Annotated in this window: 12 protein-coding genes, 1 tRNA gene and 1 pseudogene; 8 read left to right on the top strand and 6 right to left on the bottom strand. The window is 48.7% G+C overall.

Features of this window, described 5'->3' with window-relative positions:
- Positions 1-128 precede the first annotated feature (128 nt).
- Entirely contained in the window at positions 129-917 is a 789-nt protein-coding gene (locus BAQU_RS01785) for a hypothetical protein (RefSeq protein WP_094692367.1), read from the top strand.
- Entirely contained in the window at positions 844-1,311 is a 468-nt protein-coding gene (locus tag BAQU_RS10810) for a variant leucine-rich repeat-containing protein (RefSeq protein WP_462906371.1), read from the top strand. Before BAQU_RS01785 ends, BAQU_RS10810 begins: the two co-directional genes overlap by 74 nt.
- Here BAQU_RS10810 and rsmI read toward each other — a convergent pair.
- A pseudogene (gene rsmI, locus BAQU_RS01775) lies at positions 1,281-2,162 on the bottom strand (16S rRNA (cytidine(1402)-2'-O)-methyltransferase); the annotation flags it as partial. The gene BAQU_RS10810 and the pseudogene rsmI sit on opposite strands and share 31 nt — an antisense overlap.
- 314 nt (positions 2,163-2,476) lie before the next feature.
- Here rsmI and BAQU_RS01770 point away from each other — a divergent pair.
- Positions 2,477-4,024, top strand: coding sequence for a dolichyl-phosphate-mannose--protein mannosyltransferase (locus BAQU_RS01770; protein ID WP_244568409.1), 1,548 nt, complete (start codon positions 2,477-2,479; stop codon positions 4,022-4,024).
- A gap of 41 nt (positions 4,025-4,065) precedes the next feature.
- Here the strand turns inward: BAQU_RS01770 and BAQU_RS01765 are convergent, their stop codons facing one another.
- Together BAQU_RS01765 and BAQU_RS01760 are read right to left on the bottom strand one after the other, a co-directional pair.
- Positions 4,066-5,691: an ABC transporter permease gene (locus BAQU_RS01765; RefSeq protein ID WP_211277085.1), complete on the bottom strand. Its 1,626-nt coding sequence runs from the start codon at positions 5,689-5,691 to the stop codon at positions 4,066-4,068.
- Entirely contained in the window at positions 5,688-6,656 is a 969-nt protein-coding gene (locus BAQU_RS01760; protein WP_094692364.1) for an ABC transporter ATP-binding protein, read from the bottom strand. The genes BAQU_RS01765 and BAQU_RS01760 overlap by 4 nt, the downstream gene beginning before the upstream one ends.
- Before the next feature lie 343 nt (positions 6,657-6,999).
- Between BAQU_RS01760 and BAQU_RS01755 the strand changes: the two genes are divergently transcribed.
- The 4 genes from BAQU_RS01755 to BAQU_RS01740 all read left to right on the top strand — a co-directional run bounded on the left by BAQU_RS01755 (position 7,000) and on the right by BAQU_RS01740 (position 13,115).
- Positions 7,000-7,671 (top strand): VTT domain-containing protein, encoded by a 672-nt coding sequence (locus BAQU_RS01755; protein ID WP_094692363.1) that lies wholly within the window; start codon positions 7,000-7,002, stop codon positions 7,669-7,671.
- Positions 7,672-7,828: 157 nt separating this feature from the next.
- Positions 7,829-7,901: transfer RNA gene (locus BAQU_RS01750), tRNA-Ala, on the top strand.
- A 636-nt stretch (positions 7,902-8,537) separates the two neighbouring features.
- Positions 8,538-9,029: a hypothetical protein gene (locus BAQU_RS10565; protein WP_244568395.1), complete on the top strand. Its 492-nt coding sequence runs from the start codon at positions 8,538-8,540 to the stop codon at positions 9,027-9,029.
- Positions 9,030-9,059: 30 nt separating this feature from the next.
- A complete protein-coding gene (locus BAQU_RS01740) occupies positions 9,060-13,115 on the top strand; it encodes an Eco57I restriction-modification methylase domain-containing protein (RefSeq protein WP_244568394.1) in 4,056 nt (1,351 codons plus the stop codon).
- A gap of 2 nt (positions 13,116-13,117) precedes the next feature.
- Here BAQU_RS01740 and BAQU_RS01735 read toward each other — a convergent pair whose 3' ends face one another.
- The 3 genes from BAQU_RS01735 to BAQU_RS01725 all read right to left on the bottom strand — a co-directional run bounded on the left by BAQU_RS01735 (position 13,118) and on the right by BAQU_RS01725 (position 22,362).
- A complete protein-coding gene (locus tag BAQU_RS01735) occupies positions 13,118-13,597 on the bottom strand; it encodes a phage tail protein (RefSeq protein WP_094692361.1) in 480 nt (159 codons plus the stop codon).
- A gap of 110 nt (positions 13,598-13,707) precedes the next feature.
- Positions 13,708-17,016 carry a GH92 family glycosyl hydrolase gene (locus BAQU_RS01730; RefSeq protein ID WP_094692360.1) on the bottom strand — a complete coding sequence of 1,103 codons (3,309 nt, stop codon included), beginning with the start codon at positions 17,014-17,016 and terminating at the stop codon, positions 13,708-13,710.
- Positions 17,017-17,346: 330 nt separating this feature from the next.
- Positions 17,347-22,362, bottom strand: coding sequence for a SpaA isopeptide-forming pilin-related protein (locus tag BAQU_RS01725; protein ID WP_094692359.1), 5,016 nt, complete (start codon positions 22,360-22,362; stop codon positions 17,347-17,349).
- Positions 22,363-22,650: 288 nt separating this feature from the next.
- On the opposite strand from BAQU_RS01725, the gene BAQU_RS01720 reads away from it, so the two are divergent.
- A partial coding sequence (locus BAQU_RS01720) for a transposase (RefSeq protein WP_211277084.1) occupies positions 22,651-23,099 on the top strand: 449 nt, incomplete at its 3' end.

The raw sequence follows: 23,099 nt of genomic DNA, 5'->3' as shown, positions 1-23,099 counted from the left end.
GCGGACAGGAAGCCGATATTTTTTCACCAGCTTATCCACATTCATTACCGGATAGTTCAAATATCCACAACTACACCTATCTCACCCTCATGGCCCAACACAAGAATCATTTCAAGTAGTTTCTTGACATGAAAGTTACACAACAGCAATCACTGCGACAAACCGCATATTCTCGGCAGCCAGACACATTCATCAATATCGCGAGACTTCCTGGACCACTCAGCATGCAATATCTGGATTCCCTCGACATTGTAGTGGCTCTCGATTCAAGCAATTGCTTCTCTAATGCAGACACACAAACCTTATTCGGGCGAGGCACCATCGCTGCACGTCTGGTCCCGATTGGAGCGGCGGCATGCGCATATCTGGCACGATGGATCTGGGCAGGTGGCGCGTTCCCAGGGACTATCGACATCATTTCGCAATCGCATTACCGGGCTGCAGTTCATGGCCATCTTATTCGTGTTCATAACAGGCGTATCGAAGCTGACCATATGATTCAGATAGGCTCACTGTTGCTCACCTCACCAACACGCACCGCCTGCGATCTCGCATGCAACGAAGATGAGAGGGAATCCTTCAACGAATCCGTAGCGAGCATCACCAGCATGCTAGAACTTTATGATGTCAAGCCAGAGGAATGCATGGATCTGCTCATGAAGAATCAGCGGTGGCCGGGACATGCCAAAGGCTTGGAAGTTTTGAGAATGATCGTGCTTGTATCAGGGTCTCAGGATTTGAGAAAACGCATCTCTCAATTTGACATGGATCCTCCACACACTCATGTCCAGCAAGAGCAATGTACCGGAAATTCAGCTTTGCCAGACACTCTCACAGCACCAGATGACAGGGCTCAACAACAACATGGTGCCCGCAAGATCAGAAGGCACCAGTCATCCCTATTCGATTCCGAGTGACATGGCCAAGCGCATCGGTCAGCATCGAGGCAGACACTCCGCTCATTCCATCACGGCACATCACCGGACAAGCAATACACGGTTTTTGACAATACGGGAAAACACGAACACGTCCGCAACGGGCGCAGCACCGAGTTTACAGCCTCCCAAGCCGCCACTGCCGCGTACACCACTGACTGCCTGCGATCCCTATACCCCGCTCAGCACACTTTGGACGCTTGCCCGTGAACAACCAGAGTTGCGGCGTTATATCATTGCCAATCCTTTTGCCACCGCCGATTTGCTCGAATACATTGCCCAATCTGGAGGTCCAGGGGTAACACGTTGCATGCGAATTCTATTGGACTCGCTTGAATCCATGGCTCAGGACTTGAGCTCCAGAACTGCCGAGTAGATTTTCTTACGATTGGGCAAAGAGCCATCTGGCAGAGGGTGCTCCTGCGCAACGACTGCAATGGCATCCTTGATTCGTATGCCATCCTCAAGCGCACGATCAATGGCCAAGACGGCCAAATCTTCGGTGGACAAGCTTGATGGGGCTGCTGCAATCGCCTCATCCTCACTGGCACCCTCAATGACGAGCACCATCTCACCTCTCGGTGGATCGTCGATGATCGATTGACGTATCTCATCTACGGTTCCCCGCCGAATCTGCTCATAGTTCTTTGTCAGTTCTCGGCATAACGCCATACGCCGATGAGGACCGAATGCATCCATGACATCGTCAATCGAATCAGCGATCCGATGCAAGGTCTCATAAAACACCATCGTTCGCTGTTCTGACTGCAGCATCCGCAAGTGCTGCACGCGCTCAGCATGACGTCTCGGAAGAAAGCCTTCATAACAGAATCGATCGGTGGGAAGTCCCGAAAGCGCCAAGGCATCAAGCACCGCGCTCGGACCGGGCGCACAGGTCACGGGCAAACCACGCTCGATGGCGCGTCTGACGACCGCTAGACCGGGATCGTTAATCGTTGGCATCCCAGCATCGGAAACCACGAGAACGCAGGCACCAGATTCGACCTGATCCAGAATGTCATCAGCTTTGTCACGCTCATTATGGTCATGATATGAGATTACGGATCCGCCAACGTGGAGATGCAAACGGTTTGCCAGGTCATATAATCTGCGGGTATCTTCGGCCGCCACAATGTCAGCATGCTCGATAAGCAATTTCAAACGCTGCGAAGCATCAAACATATTGCCAATGGGAGTTGCTGCCAATACCAATGTTCCACGTGGAACAATTGCCGCCACACCCTCGTTTTGTAAAGTGTCTGTTTTCGACAGGCTACTATCTGGATCTGCTGGCAATTCGTTGTCTATAAGCGTGTCCTTCGGTCTTAGCTCAGTGCGTTCAGACTCTTGAAGGGCTGGGTCTTGTGATAATTGGACATTGGGCGTTTGCATGGTTCCAGTATCCTCTACTCTTAGGATTGATGCGTTTACGAAATGAAATCTTTTGGGGACATGCTTCTGACGAGCAGGGGCATCACTCCATTCTGCCCGCAGCAGGAACGCGTGCATATGCGGTCTATGGCTGGCTATTAAGCATACTGATGGCATCTTTTGGCGGAATCTTGCGCTTCGTGCGCCTTGGATCACCCCATGCCATTGTCTTTGACGAAACATATTACGTCAAGGATGCCTGGACGATGCTCCAGACCGGTGAGCCTAGAGACTGGCCAAAAACCGTAGGAATCAACAACACGCCAATAGATACCCTGTTCGCTCAGGGTGATACTCATGGATGGCTGCAATCGGCTGAATATGTGGTACACCCGCCCATCGGCAAATGGATGATTGCCATAGGCCTGCAACTGTTCGGAGGTGCGGCTAGCTCTTTTGCGTGGAGATTCGCCACCGCCTTCGTTGGAACGCTGGCAATTCTCGTACTTTGCAGAGTTGCACTGCGTATGTTCCACAATCTTCCCATTGCACTGCTTGCGGGTTTCCTGCTGTCGATTGATGGCTTGGGCATCGTGATGAGTCGCACCGCACTCCTCGACAATTTCATCATGATCTTTGTGCTCATGGCCTTCGCATGCCTGCTGATCCATAAAGATAAGGCATACGAAAAACTCACAGCAGCATATGAGCAGGATTCTCAACGTCGCAACGCCAGATTCATGCCCGTCGGCATTCATTTTGGCAAGCATCGCGGAACAACACGGCTCGTACTGGACGCGAAAGGCCCCAGGATTGCATGGTCATGGTGGAGGGCATTCGCGGCGATCCTGTTAGGTCTTGCAACAGGCACCAAATGGTCAGGCATCTATTTCTTCGCCGTATTTGCCTTTATTTCAGTACTCTGGGACGCATGGAATCGCAGAGAGATCGGGTATCGCAACTGGTTCTCGCACGGCGTATGGAAAGATGCGCTGCCAGCTGCAGGCTTCATGTTGCCGCTGTGGATCGGCACGTATTGTGCATCGTGGACGGGCTGGTTCATTCATTCCGACTCGTATCTGCATAACTGGGCAGCTGAAAATCCTGGCCAGGGCCTGACATGGCTCCCTCAAGGCTTGCGATCATTCGTCGAATATCACCGTGAGATGTGGGACTTCCACACCACGCTCGACACGCCTCATAGCTACATGGCGAATCCATTGACTTGGCCCTTGCAGATACGCCCAACGAGTTTCTATTGGGAGAAGATCAGCGGAAGTCCAGGCCTATGTTCGCTCTCTCCTTCGTCTCAATGCGTCGTTGCCGTCACTTCCTTGGGAAATCCACTCCTCTGGTGGCTCGGGTCACTGAGCGTGCTGGTCGGCATCGTCATCGCATGCTTCATCAAGAAAGGCGACTGGAGAATACTCGCCATTCTTGCGGGATTCATCGGAGGATGGCTGCCATGGGCGCAGTACATGCACCGAACTACATTCACCTTCTACTCCATTGTCATCTTGCCGTGGATTGTGCTTGCGATCTGTTATGTAGCCAATTGGCTCAGACAGAACGTTGCCGCAGTGAACTATAGAGTCACCGTCAGCGCAGTGTTGATAGTGCTTGCCATTGTCTCAGCGTTCTTCTACCCAATCTGGACTGCAATGCCAGTGCCATATGAGTTCTGGTTGGCTCATATGTGGTTGCCCAGTTGGATATAAACCAAATAGACCACATATGAGCCGTCACGGCCGAAAGGCGCTCATCGAAGCTGAAGGTCTCTGCGGCGGTAGAGCTCTGTAGCTGCGACTGCCAAAAACAGGCTCAAGGCAGTCATCCAAGCGAAAGTGGTCGAATTGACGCCATCTGTCGGTACGGAATTGACCCAGCCATATGGAGAAAGCCGTTGTGTCCACTTGGGAAGATTCATCAATCCCCCGATGTAGAGCGACATGAATCCATATAGCGGAATAATCCATATCACCTTTTGAAATCGAGGAATAATCCCCGACAGCAATGCCGCCAAACCACAGACGACCATCACCGCCGGCCAGAACCCAACAAAGCCACGCATAAAGATTGCAAGGCTGATAGGCTGCTTCATTGCCTGATTACCAACAATGCCCATACCAAGTACAGCCGCTGCCAAGCAAACTGTACCGATTACGGCTCCAAAGGCAAGGAACACAAGAAACACTCGCCGGCGAGAGACGCGCTTCACATGAAACATTTCCATATAGCCCTTGCTCTCATCGGCATTCAGGCGAAGGATCGCAAGAATCGCAGGAATCGAAACGACTACAGCGAAAATACTGGTTAAAGTTCCTGAAAGAGAGAGGACGATCGCCTGGTTACCGGAATCCTTGACCGTTCCAGCAAGAAAATTTCCGAGAACTCCATCCGTGGAAACCAGATCCCCAATCGTTCCAAAAATCGACCCGTAACTCGCTCCGAGAAGAAACATGCCCAAAACCCAGATCAGCGCGCTTACACGTTCCAAACGCGCAAGCAGACTCAAAGGGCCTCTCAGAAATACACTGGCAGTAGTTCTCCCCGGTTTCGCAGTAACAAGACCTGCACCAAGATCCTTGGCGGATGCGAGCGGAATCGTGATCGCCAGCGCGGCAAGGCACACCACAGACATCCACAGCACCGGCATCCAGTCATTGCCCATATACGGCTTGATGAGCTCAATCCAACCGTAGAGAGTCCATTGAGTCCACTGAGGTTTCTGCACATCAGTGCTCATACGCGCCACGAAAAGCACGGCAAGGATAATATAGCTCAGCATGGTTGCACCACGAGCGCTGCTTGCAAGCTGCGACATCAACAGTGCGAACGTGCCAAACATCATGCCGAAAGCAGCAAGTGCCATCCCAAATAGCCAGTTCCCCGAAGCATCGGAACCAGGCATGCCTGCAACGGTCAGCCCAAGACTCTCAAGAATTCCTGCTGCGAGATTGACGATAACAAGTTCGACGATCCCTGCAATCAAAGGACTTTGGCGGCCCGTTGCCCGCGAAAGCATAAGTTCGACAGTGCCGCGATCCTCCTGAGCGCGAGTTGCCCCGACAGCAATATGGATATTCATCATCGCAGCAAAAAGACCCATGAACACGGTCATTTCACTGCCATAGATCATCGCGCTCTCGTACGGTTCAGTACCGAAGAAAGGCCCGAGCAAGGCCACCATTGACGGGGTCTTGAGCGTCACAACGATTGACTGCATCGCAGCCTGAGTACCATATAAATCACCGAATTTAGCTGCCGCAATTGCCATCAGTCCAACCATGCCGAGAATCCATAGCACGATTTTTAGCCAATCGTTGCGCAGATTGATCCGTAGAATGGCTCCAGCATTCGCAAAACTATTATTGTGCATGGTCATGCGATTCCGTGTTTTTCAGACTCTACGGCAGCAGCCGCATGCAAGCCAGGGACACTGGAAACATTGCCTTCACTGGAAGTGTCCTCGTTATAGTAACGAATAAAGAGATCCTCAAGCGTCGGCGGTGTGCTCTCGAACGATGTGATGCCAAGGGGTTGAAGCACAGATATGAGGTTTGCAATGGATTCGGAATCCACTGAGAACATCGCATCATTGTCGTTCCTTGATTCAAATTGGTGGACAAAGGGAAGTGTGCCAATTTCGGCGAGAGGCTGTGCAGTCTTCACACGAACAACACTGCGACTGAACTGCCTCATCTCATCAAGTGTGCCTTCTTCGATGATTTCGCCCGAACGGATAATTCCAATTCGGTCGCAGATCCGCTCAACTTCGCTCAGAATGTGCGAAGAAAGCAGCACGCTTTTCCCTGCCCTCTTCAATGCGGAAACATGCTGCTCAAAAATACTGATCATCAATGGATCAAGGCCACTGGTTGGTTCATCAAAGATATAGAGATCAGCGTCACTCGAGAACGCAGCTATCAATGCCACTTTCTGCCTGTTGCCCTTGGAATATGTTCGAGATTTTTTTGTTGGATCGAGATTGAACTCACGAATCAAATCATCCGTTGTGGATGTATGCCGTTCGCCATTGAGCTTGAGCAAAATATCAATGATTTCTCCACCGGTAAGATTTGGCCACAGAAAAACGTCACCCGGAACATAGGCAACGTGTTGGTGAACCTCAACGGCGTCCTTCCACGCATCCTTGCCAAAGATGGTGACTCTGCCCTTGTCTGCGCGCAGCATACCAAGAATTATTCTGATAGTGGTTGATTTTCCGGCACCATTTGGTCCGATGAATCCGAATACTTCTCCCTCACGCACTGAGAATGAGATACTTCTCAGAGCACGAACCTTGCCGAAGCGTTTTCTCAGGTTCGCAACCGCTAAAACATCAGTCATAGCTCCTCCTGTCAGAGCTTCGTAATCAATGACCAATACCCTAAACAACTCGCAATCAGTATAAATCTTTCGCAGCCGCGTGCATACATACCCAGCATGAATCGTTTTCCGGGAGTTTTTCGCACGTTGTTTGGGAACTCCTTTCAACGTTTCCTGCAAGAGGAGCCCAGCTTTTCAAGAGTTCCAAGAGCTTCGCGCTCTACTGGTACTGTGTATCACGGTTTTGAAATTTCTTCGAGAGACATATCAAACGACTATTTGTAGTCTGTTCACTGAATGTCGATTGTTGGGAATTGTTGGGAAAACTGTGCGCATGGCACAATAAGCAAGGGGATTTGGCAATATGGGTGTTGTTCGCTGGTTTATTGAGTTGCTGAAGGATCCTCGAAGTGCTATCGCCTCATGGATTGCCATTGGCCTTGTCCCAACGTATGCGTTCATTTTCCTTATTGTATTTATCGAGACCGGCGTGGTCTTCATGCCATTCCTACCTGGCGATTCACTGCTGTTCGCAGCCGGAGTGTTCACCCACGACCAGACAAGTGGGATGACACTTGCAGTGTTGCTTCCGGTGGTATGGGTTGCACCGATTCTCGGGGATCAGAGCAACTTCTTCATTGGCCACTTCTTCGGGCGAAAGATCATTGAATCAGGTAAGGTCAAGGCACTCACTCCCGAGAGAATTGCAAAGACTGAGACGATGATTCAAAAATGGGGACCGCTCGCCGTGTTCCTCGGCCGATTCTTCCCTATCATTCGTACCTTTATGCCATTCATTTCAGGTATCTCAGGTATGACGTGGGCTCGTTTCACCCCATTCAGCGTTCTAGGTGGACTCGTGTGGTCCAGTCTCTTTACCTTCCTTGGATACTTCTTCGGCGGCATTCCCGCCGTGCAGAAGCATTTTGAGCTGGTAATCATTCTGATTCTCGTCGTTTCCATCCTTCCAACGGTCATCGGACTGATCAGGGCCAAGTTCGGCAAGGCAAAGAAGCCTGCGGCTCACGCGAAATAATTCTCGGCTCAGCGTGATTCGCGTGTTGGATGCGGAATCACTTTTTTGGCGTGATACCAAGCAGAAGTATGCGTTAGACACATCCTCGCATTGCGAAAGAACACACCCTGCGCTAAAGTGACATTCGTTGTCATGCAATGCAGGGCAACACCCATTTGGGGCTATAGCTCAGTTGGTAGAGCGCTTCGTTCGCATCGAAGAGGTCGGGAGTTCGACTCTCCCTAGCTCCACAGGCTTCATCTCCATCACAATGCGTCACAATGCATCGTCATGATTGATCAGGATACAAATGTCACTCTTCAGCGGCGAGTATGCGCTTGGCAATCGCGGGAATCTTTTGCGACGGATACAGGCATTAACCCATGGCCATCGGTCCAAACTCAATGACATGATGAAATTCGGACGAAAATCACAATGGACGCGGGGGTGAGGCATTGGCTTTCGGAGATTTTAGCGAACAATCCATGTTCGAAAAGTATCCTCGAGTGCTAGATTCCCTACTCAAAGATCGCAATACTGACCAAAATATACTTTGGGCAAGCGATGATTATGCACAATTGGGGAATGCATATTCTTCACATTGTGAGATTCGAACAGCGCTGATCGTTGGCAGAAACCGTTCGATTATCAAACCACGCTTTTTCAAATCGGACGAGCTACAGCTTTCAAGAACAAAAATCAAGGCAGAGGTCTATACACCTTCATGGCTTTGCAACATCCAGAATAACATCATTGATGATGCATGGTTCAACAAGCGAAACCTCTTCAACACACCTCGCAGACATAGGTGGATCACTCACAGGGCTCACATTGCTTTCCCTAACTCATCTGACAAAAATTGGAAACACTACGTCGACGAGCGGAGGATGGAATACGCCTGCGGGGAGGCTCCGTATCTTGTCAGCCCGTACGATGCCACAACGGGCATAAAGATAGCACCGTTACGACGCATAGGTCTGCTTGACCGAAAAATGCGTATAATCCATGAGAACGTCACCACGGAAGCCGAATGGCTCAAGTGGGCAGAACGGGCATTCCAAAGCATATACGGCTTTGAATTTCAGGGAGATAGTTTGCTCCTTGCCAGAGAAAACCTTCTCACTACCTACATTGACTACACCAATATATTTCTCAGACGCAGTCCCAAAGAACAAGAGCTGCTGAACATCGCCACGATTATCTCCTGGAATCTGTGGCAGATGGATGGTCTGACCGGGACCATTCCATATCAGCAAAAGTCTTTGGCCGAAGAGCAGATTGAACTGTTTTCAAAACAGAAAACATCGAAAAGCAACATGTGCTACATAAAAGACTGGCGCACCAAGAAAATTGAAAGCTACGAGAATCTTCTCGTTTGAAGATCCACAATGCGGTTGGAAGTGTCGAGAATGCAGAATATTGAAAATATCAGTGATGTGATTGTTGGGCGTGTGAGTCCCAAGATTTATGCATTTTCAACAGCGGCCATTCCCAATTATCTCAAAGTCGGCGATACCTATAGACCGGTTGCAACGAGACTCAAGGAATGGAGACACAAATACTCCGATCTCGTCCAGCAGTATGAAGGGGAAGCGACTATTAATGACGATATTTTCTTCCGCGATTTCTCCGTTCATGACTATATAGAAAAAGATAAGCATCGTACTCGATTGCAATCACGGCAACTGAACCCCGGCATTCATTACAGTCGTGAGTTTTTTCAAGGAGCTCAGACACAGGATCTTGATCAGGCTATCGCAGACATCCAGCGCGACTACAACAGCAAAGGCGGACGTTATGAGTTTTATGATGCCGTCAGTCACCTTCCGCAGCCTTTTACATACGAGCGAGACAAGACGTGGATTCTGCGACCAAATCAGCAAGAGGCCGTCAATAAGTTCAAGCAGCGTGTACAGGAAGGACGCACAAAACTTTTGATGTACGCGGTGATGCGCTTTGGAAAATCATTTACATCGCTGAGCTGCGCTCAATCGATTCACGCCAAAACCATTTTGGTTGTTTCAGCAAAGGCTGACGTCAAAGAGGAATGGAAGAAAACAGTCGAATGTCCAAAAAACTTTGAAGGATGGGATTTTGTCGATTCTCAAGCGCTCATACTTGATGAAAAGATTGTGACGAAGATTCATCAGAATAACCACACTGCCGTGATCTTTCTTACCCTTCAGGATCTCCAAGGCAGCGAAATCAAAGATAAGCATCGCGAAGTATTCGCTCAAAGCATCGATATGCTCATCATTGATGAAACACATTTTGGAGCTCGTGGTAAAGAATTCGGTCAGATCCTAAGAAACGCCTCCCAGCCGGTCGACCCAACCTCCAGCCAGAAACTCGATTATGACGATTTGGTTGAGCACCAGACTGCTGAAAATGAAATTAAACGGCTTCACGCAAAAGTTCGTCTGCACTTGTCTGGAACACCATACAGAATTCTTATGAGCAACGAGTTTCAACAGGAAGATATCATCTCATTTGTTCAATTCTCTGACATCGTTCACGATCAGCAGCAATGGGATTTCGATCACCTCGATGATGAAGCTGTGAACGAATGGGATAACCCATACTTTGGTTTTCCACAAATGGTCCGTTTTGCATTCAACCCCAATGCTTCATCCCGAAAAAAGATCGAAGAGTTCCACAATCATGGAATTTCATGTACCCTATCTGCCTTACTTGAACCAAAATGCGTCAAGCTCGACACCAAACAACATCGTAATCGCGAATTCAAATTCAAATCTGAGATCTCCGACCTGCTTAACATTATCGATGGCTCTCAACAGGATGAGAACATACTGGGCTTTCTTGACTACGACAAGATCAAAAAGGGCAAAATGTGCCGGCATATTGTTATGGTCCTTCCGTATTGCGCCTCATGCGACGCAATGGAAAAACTCATAGATGAACAAAGAGCGACTTTCAAGAACCTCGGCGAATATAAAATAATCAATATTTCCGGAGTGGAAGGTTCCCAAGCGTATCGGCAAACAGAGGACGTCAAGCGAGCCATCAGCGAGGCCGAGAAGAATAATCAAAAGACACTGACTCTTACCGTGAATCGAATGCTTACGGGAAGCACAGTCGAGCAATGGGACACGATGATATATTTGAAGGATACGTCATCTCCGCAAGAATATGATCAGGCTATTTTCAGACTGCAAAATCAGTATATTCGTGAGTTGGTAAGTTCCAACGGGGATATTATTCGTCAGAATCTCAAACCCCAAACATTGCTGGTCGATTTCGATCCCGCGAGAATGTTCCGTTTGCAAGAGCAAAAATCGCTTATCTACAATATTAATAGTGAGAACGTGGGAAATGACAAGCTCGAAACTCGTCTCAGGAAAGATCTTGAGATTTCTCCAATCATCACCATGAACTCCAATAAGATACTTAAAGTTGAGGCAACCGATATTCTGAAAGCCGTTAGCGACTACAACAGCAGGCGCTCGATTTCAGACGAGGCTAGGGATATCCCTGTCGATCTCGGATTATTGTCAAACACAGACATTTTGGGCGTCGTACAGTCTCAGGCAGAAATGGGTACAAATGAGGGGCTTGCACTCATCCCATATGAGGGAGAAGAGACCGACTTGGACATCGAAGGCGACCATGAAGATGTTCAAGGATCGTCTTCACAGGAGAGCGAAGAGGGCAATGCGAGTGCAACCAACGATGGGACAATGCCTGAAGATGAATCGTCATTGAAGAAAAAACTGCAAACATATTATCAACGCATTCTTTGCTATGCTATGCTCTCCCAAACGTATGTCAATTCCCTGCAACAAATAGTTGACTGCATTGGCCAAGAAGACAATGCCAGAATTGCGCATAATATTGGTTTGCAGAAAGAGATTCTGCAGCAATGCCTCGATATTTTTGATCCATTTAAGTTGCGCGCACTTGACTATAAAATTCAAAATATTTCGCAACTATGCCATGACGACCATCTGACACCGCTTGAACGCTCCATACGGGCATTAGGCAAATTCAATCGTATATCAGACTCCGAGGTCCGAACTCCCACGGATCTTTGCCATAAAATGGTGAAGGCAATTCCCTTCGACAAGCTCGCGACATTGATAGACCGAGGGGAAAAAATACTTGACATTTCAAGCAAATCAGCAGAATTTGCAGTCGCTCTCTACAAACTTTTCGTCGAGGACCACCATCGTGATTCCTCTTTGATCAAAGACAGCATCTTCTCAGTACCGACTTCAAGTATCGCGTACGAATTTACAAGACGATTCTATGAGATCCTGGGACTTAACTGTGCAAATATCGCCGCGGCATTCGACAGCTATGATTTGCTCGAAGTAAAAAACTCCGATAGTAATGTAGACTATGACAAAATTTCTCAGCTGCTGACGCAGAATAGAGTGTTTAATATCATTCGTTTGGACGACAATCCAGAAGGAGCAAATAGCGTGAAATTTGGCGCAGTGGTCGGCAATCCCCCTTACCAGGAACTCAACAAGGGCACGAGCGCTCGGCAGCTATACCCATATTTCATGGATGCCGCATATAAAATTGCGCCGATTGCATGCCTCGTCACTCCCGCGAGATTCGTCTGGGGAGCAGGGAAGAACAATGATAATTGGAGTAGAAAGATTCTCAATGACAGGCACATCGAGGTGTCACAATACTGGTCGGATGCATCCCTTGTGTTTCCTGATATCGATTTAAAGGGCGGGATAATAGTTACACTAAGAGATGCCTCAAGACTGACTGACAAACTTGGACCTTGGTCTATCTATCCTCAGTTGAAAGGCATCCTTGATAAGGTTACATCGCATGAGAACGGAAACTATAGATCACTCAAGGAAACCGTTCAGCTACAGCTCAAATTCAATCTCGATGCACTATATGAAGATTATCCCCAATACAAATCCATCATCGGCAGCAAAGGGAATGAAAGAAGACTGACTACAAATATTTTCGAAAGACTTCCCAACCTGTTTACTCAGGAACGGCATGAAGAGGATATACAGATTCTTGGGTTGCTCAACAAAAAAAGAACCATACGATATGTGAACAAACGATATATCAATCATTCGAAGAGCATCGATACCTGGAAGGTGGTTCTACCGAAAACGAGCGGAAGCGGCAAGTTCGGCGAGGCGTTGACAAATCCAGAAATACTGGGCCCGTTCTCGGGTTTCACACAAAGTTTTATTAGCATAGGATCGTTCGAACATAAGGATGAGGCAAAGGCGGCGCTGACTTATATTAAAACCAAGTTCGCGAGGGCGCTACTCAGTACAAAAAAAGCCACCCAAGATAATAATTCCGAGGTTTGGGTCGCCGTACCTCTTCAAGACTTTTCTTCAGATTCAGAGATAGATTGGAATGCTCCTATCCAAAACATCGATCTTCAACTATTCAGGAACTATCACTTCACAAAGAAAGAAAAAGAGTTCGTTCTATCGCACGTTGATCCAATGAGCTGAAGCTATTCTGCCTCTATCGGATACTCGCCCTTGATGACGAAGTATGAGCCTCGTATTGTACCGGCAAGTTTCGATTTCTGTCTCGCGAATTTGAACTTATCCGCAAGCTCGTCTGGAACATCCATGCCCTCGCAGAGCTTGAAACCGACTGCACGCTTCCCACCCGGTTCAACCGAATACAAGACGTTGATGGAGAGTCCACTTTGGTAAAAGACATATGCCATATTCAGATCGGCAACCTGAAAACGTGAGGATTCCAAAGGTCTGGACGCAAACTTCAAACCACGTTCGTTCTCAAGGACATGGTTCACATAGTCGATGGTGTCAACGCTATCCTCAGCAGCCTCAACGACAAAGCGATGCTGATACTTGTTCCAATAGTATCGAGCCTCATTCGCCCTCACCCCTGCCAACGCTTCAGCGAAAGGCGAGGATTCCAACCCTTGCATGGAAACGTTCTTGAAATCCACGATCAAAGACATAATATCCTCCAAGGTCCAAACAATTCCAGCCCTGCCAACAACTTCCTCCAACCAGCGTTCTCCAATATTGTGCTCTCCAACGAGGCATTGTCAAGGCAATGCACTCATTTTCATCCTTCGAAATATTCGAGTTGCCGAACATCAAGTTCATGCTCGCCCACCACTCGGAATCTGGCGAATCGTGCTGCTTTCGGCTCTGAAATCAGAAATGCGCGAGTCTGCTCATCCCAAGGGTACGTAGGACTATGTTGCTCGTCTATCGTTGTCCAGCTTGATCCGTCGTCACTGACTTCAATGGCCCAACCGAACGAGGTACGAACGCCACCTTCAGAAGGCCCATCAGGCTGGGCCTTCTGAAGAGAGACGCTCGATTCCCCCAGACTTACTGTATAGAGCGCGATTGATCGTCGGTTGTCGAACTCATAGCTCACACAGTCAGACGGGCACAGCTTCAATCCGGCATCGAACGAATCGTCGAAAAGCAATGCTGCATTCGGTTGCGGCGCATGCCCCAGTGATGACGAATCCGACCAAACTGACCCCTCAGACGATAATAAAGCGCGATCCATGGCATCTGCGGGGCTTGTCATATCCTTAACTGCCACAGGCATTTTTCCATGCTCTGTCAATGAATAGGCAGCCGAATTCTTGGTGGTTCCCCAGTCACCAGGTTCGGGACCGAGATCAATCTCGATGGTTATCCCCTTGCGAATCAAGGTAATCGGAATGCTGAGGGAATCCCATGTTTTCCCATTGACCCGTACATCTTGAATATACACATTGTCTTCAGTCCAGTCATGAGCAAGGATGGTTGTCTTCACTCCATTGGGGAATGCGATTGTGGACTGAGGCATCGATGGGGAGGTGATGAGCATCTCACCACTTGCAGGCGTTAACGGGTACAGCCCAATGCTGCTGAAAACGTACCAAGCAGACATTTCTCCATTGTCTTCATCACCGGGATAGCCCTGACCTATCGAAGAACCGAGGAAGAGGCGTCTCAATGAGTCTCTGACGATTGCCTGCGTCTTATATGGCGCTCCAGTGAATGCATACATGTACGCAATGTGGTGGGCTGGTTGATTCGACAATCCGAACATTCCCATGCGAATGTCTCGTGCCTCGAGCATCTCGTGGATGACCCTGTTATACGTTCCGACGAAATGAGCCGTTTCAGGTGTTGAGAAGTAAGCGTCAAGTTTCTTCTCAAGGCCATCACGTCCTCCATACAGCGCCGCCAGACCCTCACCGTCGAAGGGAACGCTGAATGCCATGCCCCAGGCATTGGTTTCGGTGTAGTCACCACCCCAGACGCGGGGATCGAAATTCTGAGGCGAACTTCGGAAATCACCACTTTCGGTGCGTCCCATAAAGAAATCAACATCAGAGTTGAACATCTGGGCATAAGTCATTGCCCGATTGCGGAAATATACGGAATTTGCCGCATACTCGCCACGTCGAGGATCATGCTCATCTATATGGTCGAGCATCCAACGCGATGCCTGTGCAATGCCAAAGTCGTTGAGGCAATCCTCCAACGACCATGACAACCCTTCCTCAGTCGCCGTAGAGACATATCCTCGGAAAACTGCATGATCATTGTCAAAGCGTCCGACTTGACTGCGGTGCGAAATTGTGGTGGCATCGCGCAACGCTGCATCATACGCCGATTCGGCATCGATAAGATCTACACCAGAGATCATCGCATTTGCTATGACGATATCGGCACTCGACCCAACCATGCCCCCGGTCGGTCCAGGAGCACACCAACGATCAATCCATCCACTCGCACGATAGTGATCGACGAAACCGTCCAATAGCTGTGCCGCCGCATCGGGTTCAAAGAGACAATATGCCGGCCAGATTGTTCGGTATGTGTCCCAGAAGCCGTTGTTCACATACGATCTGCCCTGTCGAACCTCACATCCCGTTCGATCATTGCCATGGCGCCAGTCACGTGGGTCGGATACATCGGCATACACCCAGTGGGGCCATTCAACGGTGCCGGCGTTCTCGGCGGCATTATTGGGATACATGAACATGCGATACATGCCAGACGCAAAGCTCACCCGACGCTCTAAAGATGCCCCACTGATATTGACTAAACCAAGCTTTTCTTCCCAAAGATGCTTGGAACGCATGACTACATCATCAAAGGTGACTTCTGGAGGCATCTCAAGCTCAAGTGAATGCACAGCCTGTTCAAGACTGATGAACGACGTTGCGATGCGTATCACAACCGGACCAATGCCTTTGAACGAGATGGCCGCGGACACGTTGCTGCGTTCTGGAATCGCTCCTTCATGCACTGAGGTAATGGGGTGATTGCACGAAATGGCGAAAAACATTCTTGGAGCACTCGGATTATCTCCGAACTTGGAATCGTTATAGCCAGATATCTGGAAGGTGGGATTGTCTGTGTTGAATACCAAGGATCCATGCGAATCGTATTGATCCAATATCAGTCCACCTGTTTCAGGAAGCGTGAATCTCATTGCAACAACATGGTCCGTGGACGTCATTTCAGCGTCAATGTGATGCGGCAAGCTCACACAATAATGGTAAGGTCGTGCCTCTTCACCACGGTGACGGAATGAAAGTTCCCGTTCCTTGCGCCCAAATGCGCCCTTCTCAACATCAGCCGTTGGCATGATATGAAGGACATTGCGTTCAGACCCCCAATTCGTTGCGGTGTGGGAGATCGCAAGCGCTTGCAGAGGCGTCGTATTGTCCGAATGATTGTTGACGTGATATTTATATGTCCACGAGATATCATCCGCATCCGTGATCGGGATCCCAAAATTGAAACCGTGCGGCACCGTGACCGCTGGAGCACAATTTCCTCGCGAATAAGACAATGACGAGTTTGTCCCTCGACGAATATCGATCAATTCTACGAGGTTCTCGCTTGGCTTTGGCTTCGTTGCAATAGCAATGTCACTGAACCAACCGTGCGGGAGCAAGCTTGTATGGGACTCGGCACTGTGCCAGCTTACTATGTCGATTTCTACGATGGTTTTCCCCATTGCCTGCGAAAGATCGACGGTTTTCAGATTCCACTGATTCACACTCAGCACATGGGACTCATATTGTGCACGGGGCGCTATCGAGAATCCTGCTTCATCATGTGCTCCCAGCTCCGATAGCCAACTACCATCATCGCATTGCACATCGATTGCCGCTGCCGTTGCCTCGAATCCGAAACCGTCTTCAGCATCATCGTTGAAGACTGGAAATACTGCATACTGGAGGATCTCATTCGGCCCAATCGTATGTTTCGGATATTCTACTCGAGTTCGCTGAATCGCTTCCCCACGCCTTTCAATCTGATAGGGAATATTTTCCACGCTTTCAAGACCAGTGAGCGGACGAGATGTGGGTGCGTCTGTCGGACCCTGAATGCCTGAATTGAACGCCATGAAATATCACCTTTTGTCTTTTGGGACTGAACTCGAATGAAACACTGCACTGGTTCATTGTTGAGCCGCCCTATTGAAAAATCCCCCTGTCAAACCCCTTCGCTTGACACTATTAATATACAGCTTCATGTCTATAACAACGTGTCTGCCGCTGTCGTGCCATTGAGTTGATGGCAAAGTGAATGACCAGCACACACAATACACTGCATATACAAAAATGGCACCTACCCGAAACGCATCGGGAAAGGTGCCATTATTGCATGTGCAGCAGGTCGTAGATCTCGCAATCTCAATGAGATGAACGACTATACAAGCACATCACCAAAATATTCAGTGTCTTCTGTTTGAATACTTGCTTCTTGCGAAGACTGAGCCAAATCCAAGCAGGGCAAGTATTGCCGCTACACCAGCGATACCTGCAATTGCAGTTCCAGTCTTGGCAAGAGGTGATTCGCCAGTGGACTTCTGCTCAGCTGCCGGAATCTTCACATTCTTTGCATTCACAGCTGCATCGATTTCCTTGGTCTGCAGCACAACCGTGAACTTGAGTTTGTTCGAATTCAACCTATAGCCTCCAGGAGCCTGAGTCTCCTGGAAGTAATAGTCGCCAGGCTTCAAGTTATTCACTGTCAGCTTGCCGTTCGCTCCCGTCTTCAGGCCATCCTTGATCTTCGTGCCATCAGCCTTGTACAGGCTGAATACTGCCCCAGCCAGTGCCTTGCCGGTTGCACTATCGGTCTTGGTCAACACCACGGAGCCGGTAATTTCTGCATTAGGCGCAGAGACGGTAGCGACCTTGGTCTCGGTTTGAAGCTCAATGGTAAATGGAAGCTTGGATGCATTCAACACATAACCTGCCGGGGCTTGCGTCTCGACAAAGTAATAGTCACCAGGCTTCAAACCATCGACCGTCACCGTGCCATTTTCAGGAGTCTCGATACCAGACTGAAGCTTGGTCCCATCGGCCTTATACAGATCGAACATGGCCTTTGCCAAAGGCTTGTTCGTATCGCTATCGGTCTTGGTCAACACCACCGAACCAGTCTTCTCAGCATTCGTAGCCGAAGCAGTCGCAACCTTTACCTCTGTCTGCAACTCAACCGTGAAGTTGAGTTTCGAGTCATTCAACACATAGCCAGCAGGCGCCTGAATCTCAACAAAGTAATAGTCACCAGGCTTCAAACCATCGACCGTCACCGTGCCATCAGAACCAGTCGTCAGATCCGTCTTCAACGCATCAGTCTGACCATCCTTATACAAGCTGAACACCGCACCAGCCAAAGCCTTGTTCGTATCACTATCCGTCTTCGTCAACACCACCGAACCAGTCTTCTCAGCATTCGTGGCATCAACCGTGGCAACCTTCTCAGATGTCTGCAAGTCAACCGTAAAGGTCCACTGCTTATCCTTATCAAAACTATAACCCGCAGGAGCAGAAACCTCCTTAAAGTAATAGTCACCAGGCTTCAAACCATCATAGGAAATCTGACCCTTCGAATCCGTCGACAAACCAGACTTCACCAGCACGCCAGCCTTCGAATAAAGATCAAACACCGCACCAGCCAAAGGATCGCCAGTATCACTATCGGTCTTCGTCAACACCACCGAACCCGTGATCTCAGCATTTGTGGCATTAACCGTGGCAATCTTCTCAGATGTCTGCAAGTCAACCGTAAAGGTCCACTGCTTATCCTTATCAAAACTATAACCCGCAGGAGCAGAAGTCTCCTTAAAGTAATAGTTACCAGGCTTAAGATCATTAACCGTGATCTTGCCATCAGAACCAGTAGTCAACCCTTCTTTTACAATCTTGTCGGAAGAATCATACAGATTGAAGCCAACACCAGCCAACACCTTGCCAGTATCACTATCGGTCTTCGTCAACACCACCGAACCAGTCTTCTCAGCATTCGTGAAGGATTCGCTCTGCTCAATGTTTGAACCGTTGATTGTGAACTTTTGAACCTGGCTATTCAGCTCATATCCAGCAGGAGCAGATTTTTCAACGACATAATAGCTTCCCGCATTGAGCCCAGTGTAAGTGGCCTTGCCGTTCTCATCAGTCTTCAGGGAATCGCTGACCAGTGTTCCATTCGAATCGCATGCTGAATCAGACGGGCATTGGTACAAGGCGAATGTTGCACCTGCTAGCGGTTTTGAAGTGTCCCCATCAGTTTTTTCAATGCTCAGCTTGCCTTGCTGATTGGTAACATCCTCTTCAACATAATCATTCTGAGCGTTGTCATAGTTAATATCGATCGCTCTTCCAGATGCCAGATCCGTCGGTATCACGTAGCCATTTGGGGCCTGAGTTTCGACAAGAATATATTTGCCCGATTTGACATTCTGCCATTTCAATTGACCGTTATCATCCGTCGTTCCAGCACGCAACTGCACCGATGGTTTATTATTAACAACGCTAAAGAGTTCAAATTGCGCGCCAGGCAGAGCCTTACCCGTATCCTTGTCTGTTTTCTGGATCAGTAGGTTCGTGTTCTTGCCTGTTGAAGAACCACCGCTGTTTTGAACTCGTGTAGAAGTTGAAGTGTTGTCTGTGATGGTTTCGCTACCATCACCTGTAATGGTGACGGTATTGCCCAATGTCGGCTGGTCCTCATCGGACTGAATGAGTGAGTTATATTGCACCGAATAAGCTGAATTAATCTGTTTGAGGAACTTGATGATGAGCTTTTGTGTCCCATCTGATCCTGTAGTCAAATCAACGGAATAATCCACATCTTTTACCAAAGGCTGATCCGTATGCGGTGTGAATGTATTCCCATCCACAGTGGTTTCTGGATAGATGGCAATACTGTTTTCATCAATGATCTGGTTAGCAGTTGGTTCATCCAGGAGCTTTACATCACTCAATGTCGATTGGGATTTATTGACCGTAATATTCCAATTAACATAGGCACCGTTCTGAGTAGACTGCGAACCTGTTTTTTCGACAAAGTTACCTGCATTGGGTACGGTTACCTCGCCATGCAGCGTGCTGCTTTTTGAGTCATTGGTATATATGGCATCATTCTTTACTGGATTGTCATTAAACTCACCCGTGGAATCACTGCCAATGACCGTGCCTTCAAGACTGGTCTCGAAGGTCAGAATATAGGCATGAGTGCTGCCATCTGGAAGCTCTACCGATACGGTCTTGGAGTTGTCATCGTAGGAGGGCTTGTACTGTGAAGTCACATCGGTTGTTGCGCTTGCAGTGCCATTGTTATCAGCACTGATTGACGCCTCGGAAAGTTTGGCACTTCCCTCAACATACGTTTGATTTCCAAGAATCTTATCGGAAATCGTTGCTCCTGAGAGCTTACGCTGATTGTAATTTACTACCACTGTCCATGTAATTCTTTTCGTTACAGGATTGTAGCTTCCCGACTTGCTGCCATCTTTCTGGAAATTGGTATTAGGAGCAAAATCTGCCTGAGACGAGTTGTCATGCTCATTTTTATCCTGGTCATACCAGGTTGATTTACCTGTGTTGGTCCACTTTCCAGCGCTTGGGAGCTGAGAAGTGTCAAATGTGGTGGTGTAGGTCAGTGTATACCAATCTTTGGCGACACTGTCTTTGGTGTCACCGGCCAGAGGCCCAATGAAGTCTACTGTAAATCCTGTGTCAGTCTTCGTAACGGTGAATGCCGTGCCCTCTTTCAGATCAGCAGAAGTATCATCTGTATCAACGAGCTTGAAAGAATCGTAGTCAACGGTAAGGCCTTCAGGAACAGTGTCTTTCAATTGCCAGTTCGACATTTCCTGACGTGCCATATTAATGTCGTATTTCCAAGTAACCTGTTTTGCATCATAATTCACAGCTGAAACCGTCTTCGTAAGACCTTGCTGATTCAGGTTTCTAGAATGTGCATCTGTCGAAGACCCGTTACTCGTGGCGGTATTTGAAATTTGCTCTGTGGCATCAGATGTATCAGCATCGATTGGGGATGTGACTTTCGACTGATACGTGATCTTGACTGCAGAATCAACCTCTTGCAGGAACGTGATTGTCATTACAGCAGGCTTTACACCATCTGCAGAGTAAGCGACTTTGTATTTGATGGGAGTAGCATTGCCCGAATCTGCATAGACCAATGCGATGGACTCTGCATCCTGATTAAATACTTGCCCCTCTGAAAGAGTATCGGTAATTGTGGTACCTGCCGGGAGCGATTTATTCTGACCATTATAGTCAATTTCCCAGTTATAGAGCTGCCCGCCATGATTATCCTGACCTTGGAAGCTCTTGTTGATGAACTTACCGTATTCGGCCGTGGTCGAAGCTTCTGCATGGGCAGTTGGCTGTCCGTCACTTGAAAGATAGGCTGTATTGTCAAAGGGATAGTTCCCACCGTCTTGTGGAACCTGAGAATTATCCAGACTAGTTTGGTACTCAATCTTGAAGGCACTGTACGTATCCGCATATTTGCCAATGAAAGCTATAGTGCCATCCGCATTCACCGTATAGTCAGTGTCCTTTACCAGTGGGTCACCGGTAGCAGTCACATTCCCATCAAGATTGACAGTCAAGGGATAAACGACAAGCTTATCCAGTGAGGAACTTACCGTTGTAGTCGACGTGTCTGTCTTATCAGTTGCACTCGGCATCGTATCGGCAACAGTGGCATTTTTCAGATTTTTACCATCGGTGTTGATGATAACGTCCCAAGTGATTCCAGTGGGATTCTTCCCTGAACCATCTGCACCTGTGAGGGTACCGGATTTTGTTATATCGCTGCCACCAATCGGATTGACAACGATTGTTGTATTCTTCGGCTCCTCAGTCGTTGGGATGGTAATTGTCTGTTTGCCCGTGCTGGTTGTTGTTGAAATTGTTGACGAAAAATCAAAGTCCCCAGAAATGGTATCGTTGCTTTCGACCTGGTTGTTGAAAACAAATGTGACAGTACCATCAGTTGCAATCGAATAGGTACCATAATCACCTAAGCTGCCTGAGGCCTGTCTGGCTTGGACACCAGCAGGGAGCTTAAAGGTGAAGTAATCACCGGCCTGCAAATCGCATGCCTCATTAACGCTATTGGGAATGGCCCAGTCATAATGCAATTTCACATTGGTGTCTTTATTCACGTTCAGAGGGTCAACCTGGCCTCCATTGGCGTCCGTGAATGAAGTCGTTGCATCAGTAATAATTGTTTTTTCAGTTGCTGGTGCCTTAGGATCTGGCAAGCATGTACTGATGTCCAACGGATGGGTCACAGTCTGATCATCAGCGGCTGCTGTTTGGCTTGACGTTTGGAATACTACTACCAATGTGGCTACAGCCACCAGGAATGCCAATATTTTTTGGACTATTCCCGTCTTCGGTAGGCTAGAAGACTTTTTCATACATCCCCCTTGACCTTATCAAGCGCTCGGCGTTGCAGCAGCGAGGTTATATAAGGCGTTAATAACAATGAATCTGTGCAAGATTGCCCGTATTCCCCAATGGCAAAGAATACCACAAAGTTAGCGATTTATATTATTATATTTAGTTAACTTAGTTTTTTTACAATGCAATAAATCGATAACGTCCGGATTCTTGCGCAGTTTTGAGGTGGTGGGAGCATAGCCCGTCCTGTGTGTACGATTTTCAATCGCTGAAAGAGAAAACCGATTGGAAAGCAGGTACGGGCCATGCCCAAGCACATTTTACAGGTGAATCAACCCATGTTCGAGACCCAACTGGACCGGATGGTGAGCGAGAAGGTCACCGAGATCCTCAACCGGATGCTGGACGCCGAGGCCGACGAGATCACCGGCGCGGCCCGCTACGAGCGTTCCTGCGGCAGGAAGGCGTATCGTGCCGGCCATTACGAACGCGATCTGACGGTCAAGGCCGGCAAATTGAGTGTGAGGGTGCCGAAGCTGAAGGGCGCCCTGTTCGAGTCGGCGGTCATCGAACGGTACCGACGCCGGGAGGAGAGCGTGGAGGAGGCCTTGATCGACATGTACCTGGCGGGCGTGTCCACCCGCCGCGTCGACGACATCTCCCAGGCGCTGTGGGGAGCGCGGATGCCGTCGCAGACCCTGTCGGACAAGCTCAGGAAGGTCTACGGGGACATCGACGCCTGGCGCGAACGCCC

It is taken from the genome of Bifidobacterium aquikefiri, from assembly GCF_002259795.1.
Classification (GTDB): domain Bacteria; phylum Actinomycetota; class Actinomycetes; order Actinomycetales; family Bifidobacteriaceae; genus Bombiscardovia; species Bombiscardovia aquikefiri.
This window is presented reverse-complemented; position numbering and strand designations above follow the sequence as displayed.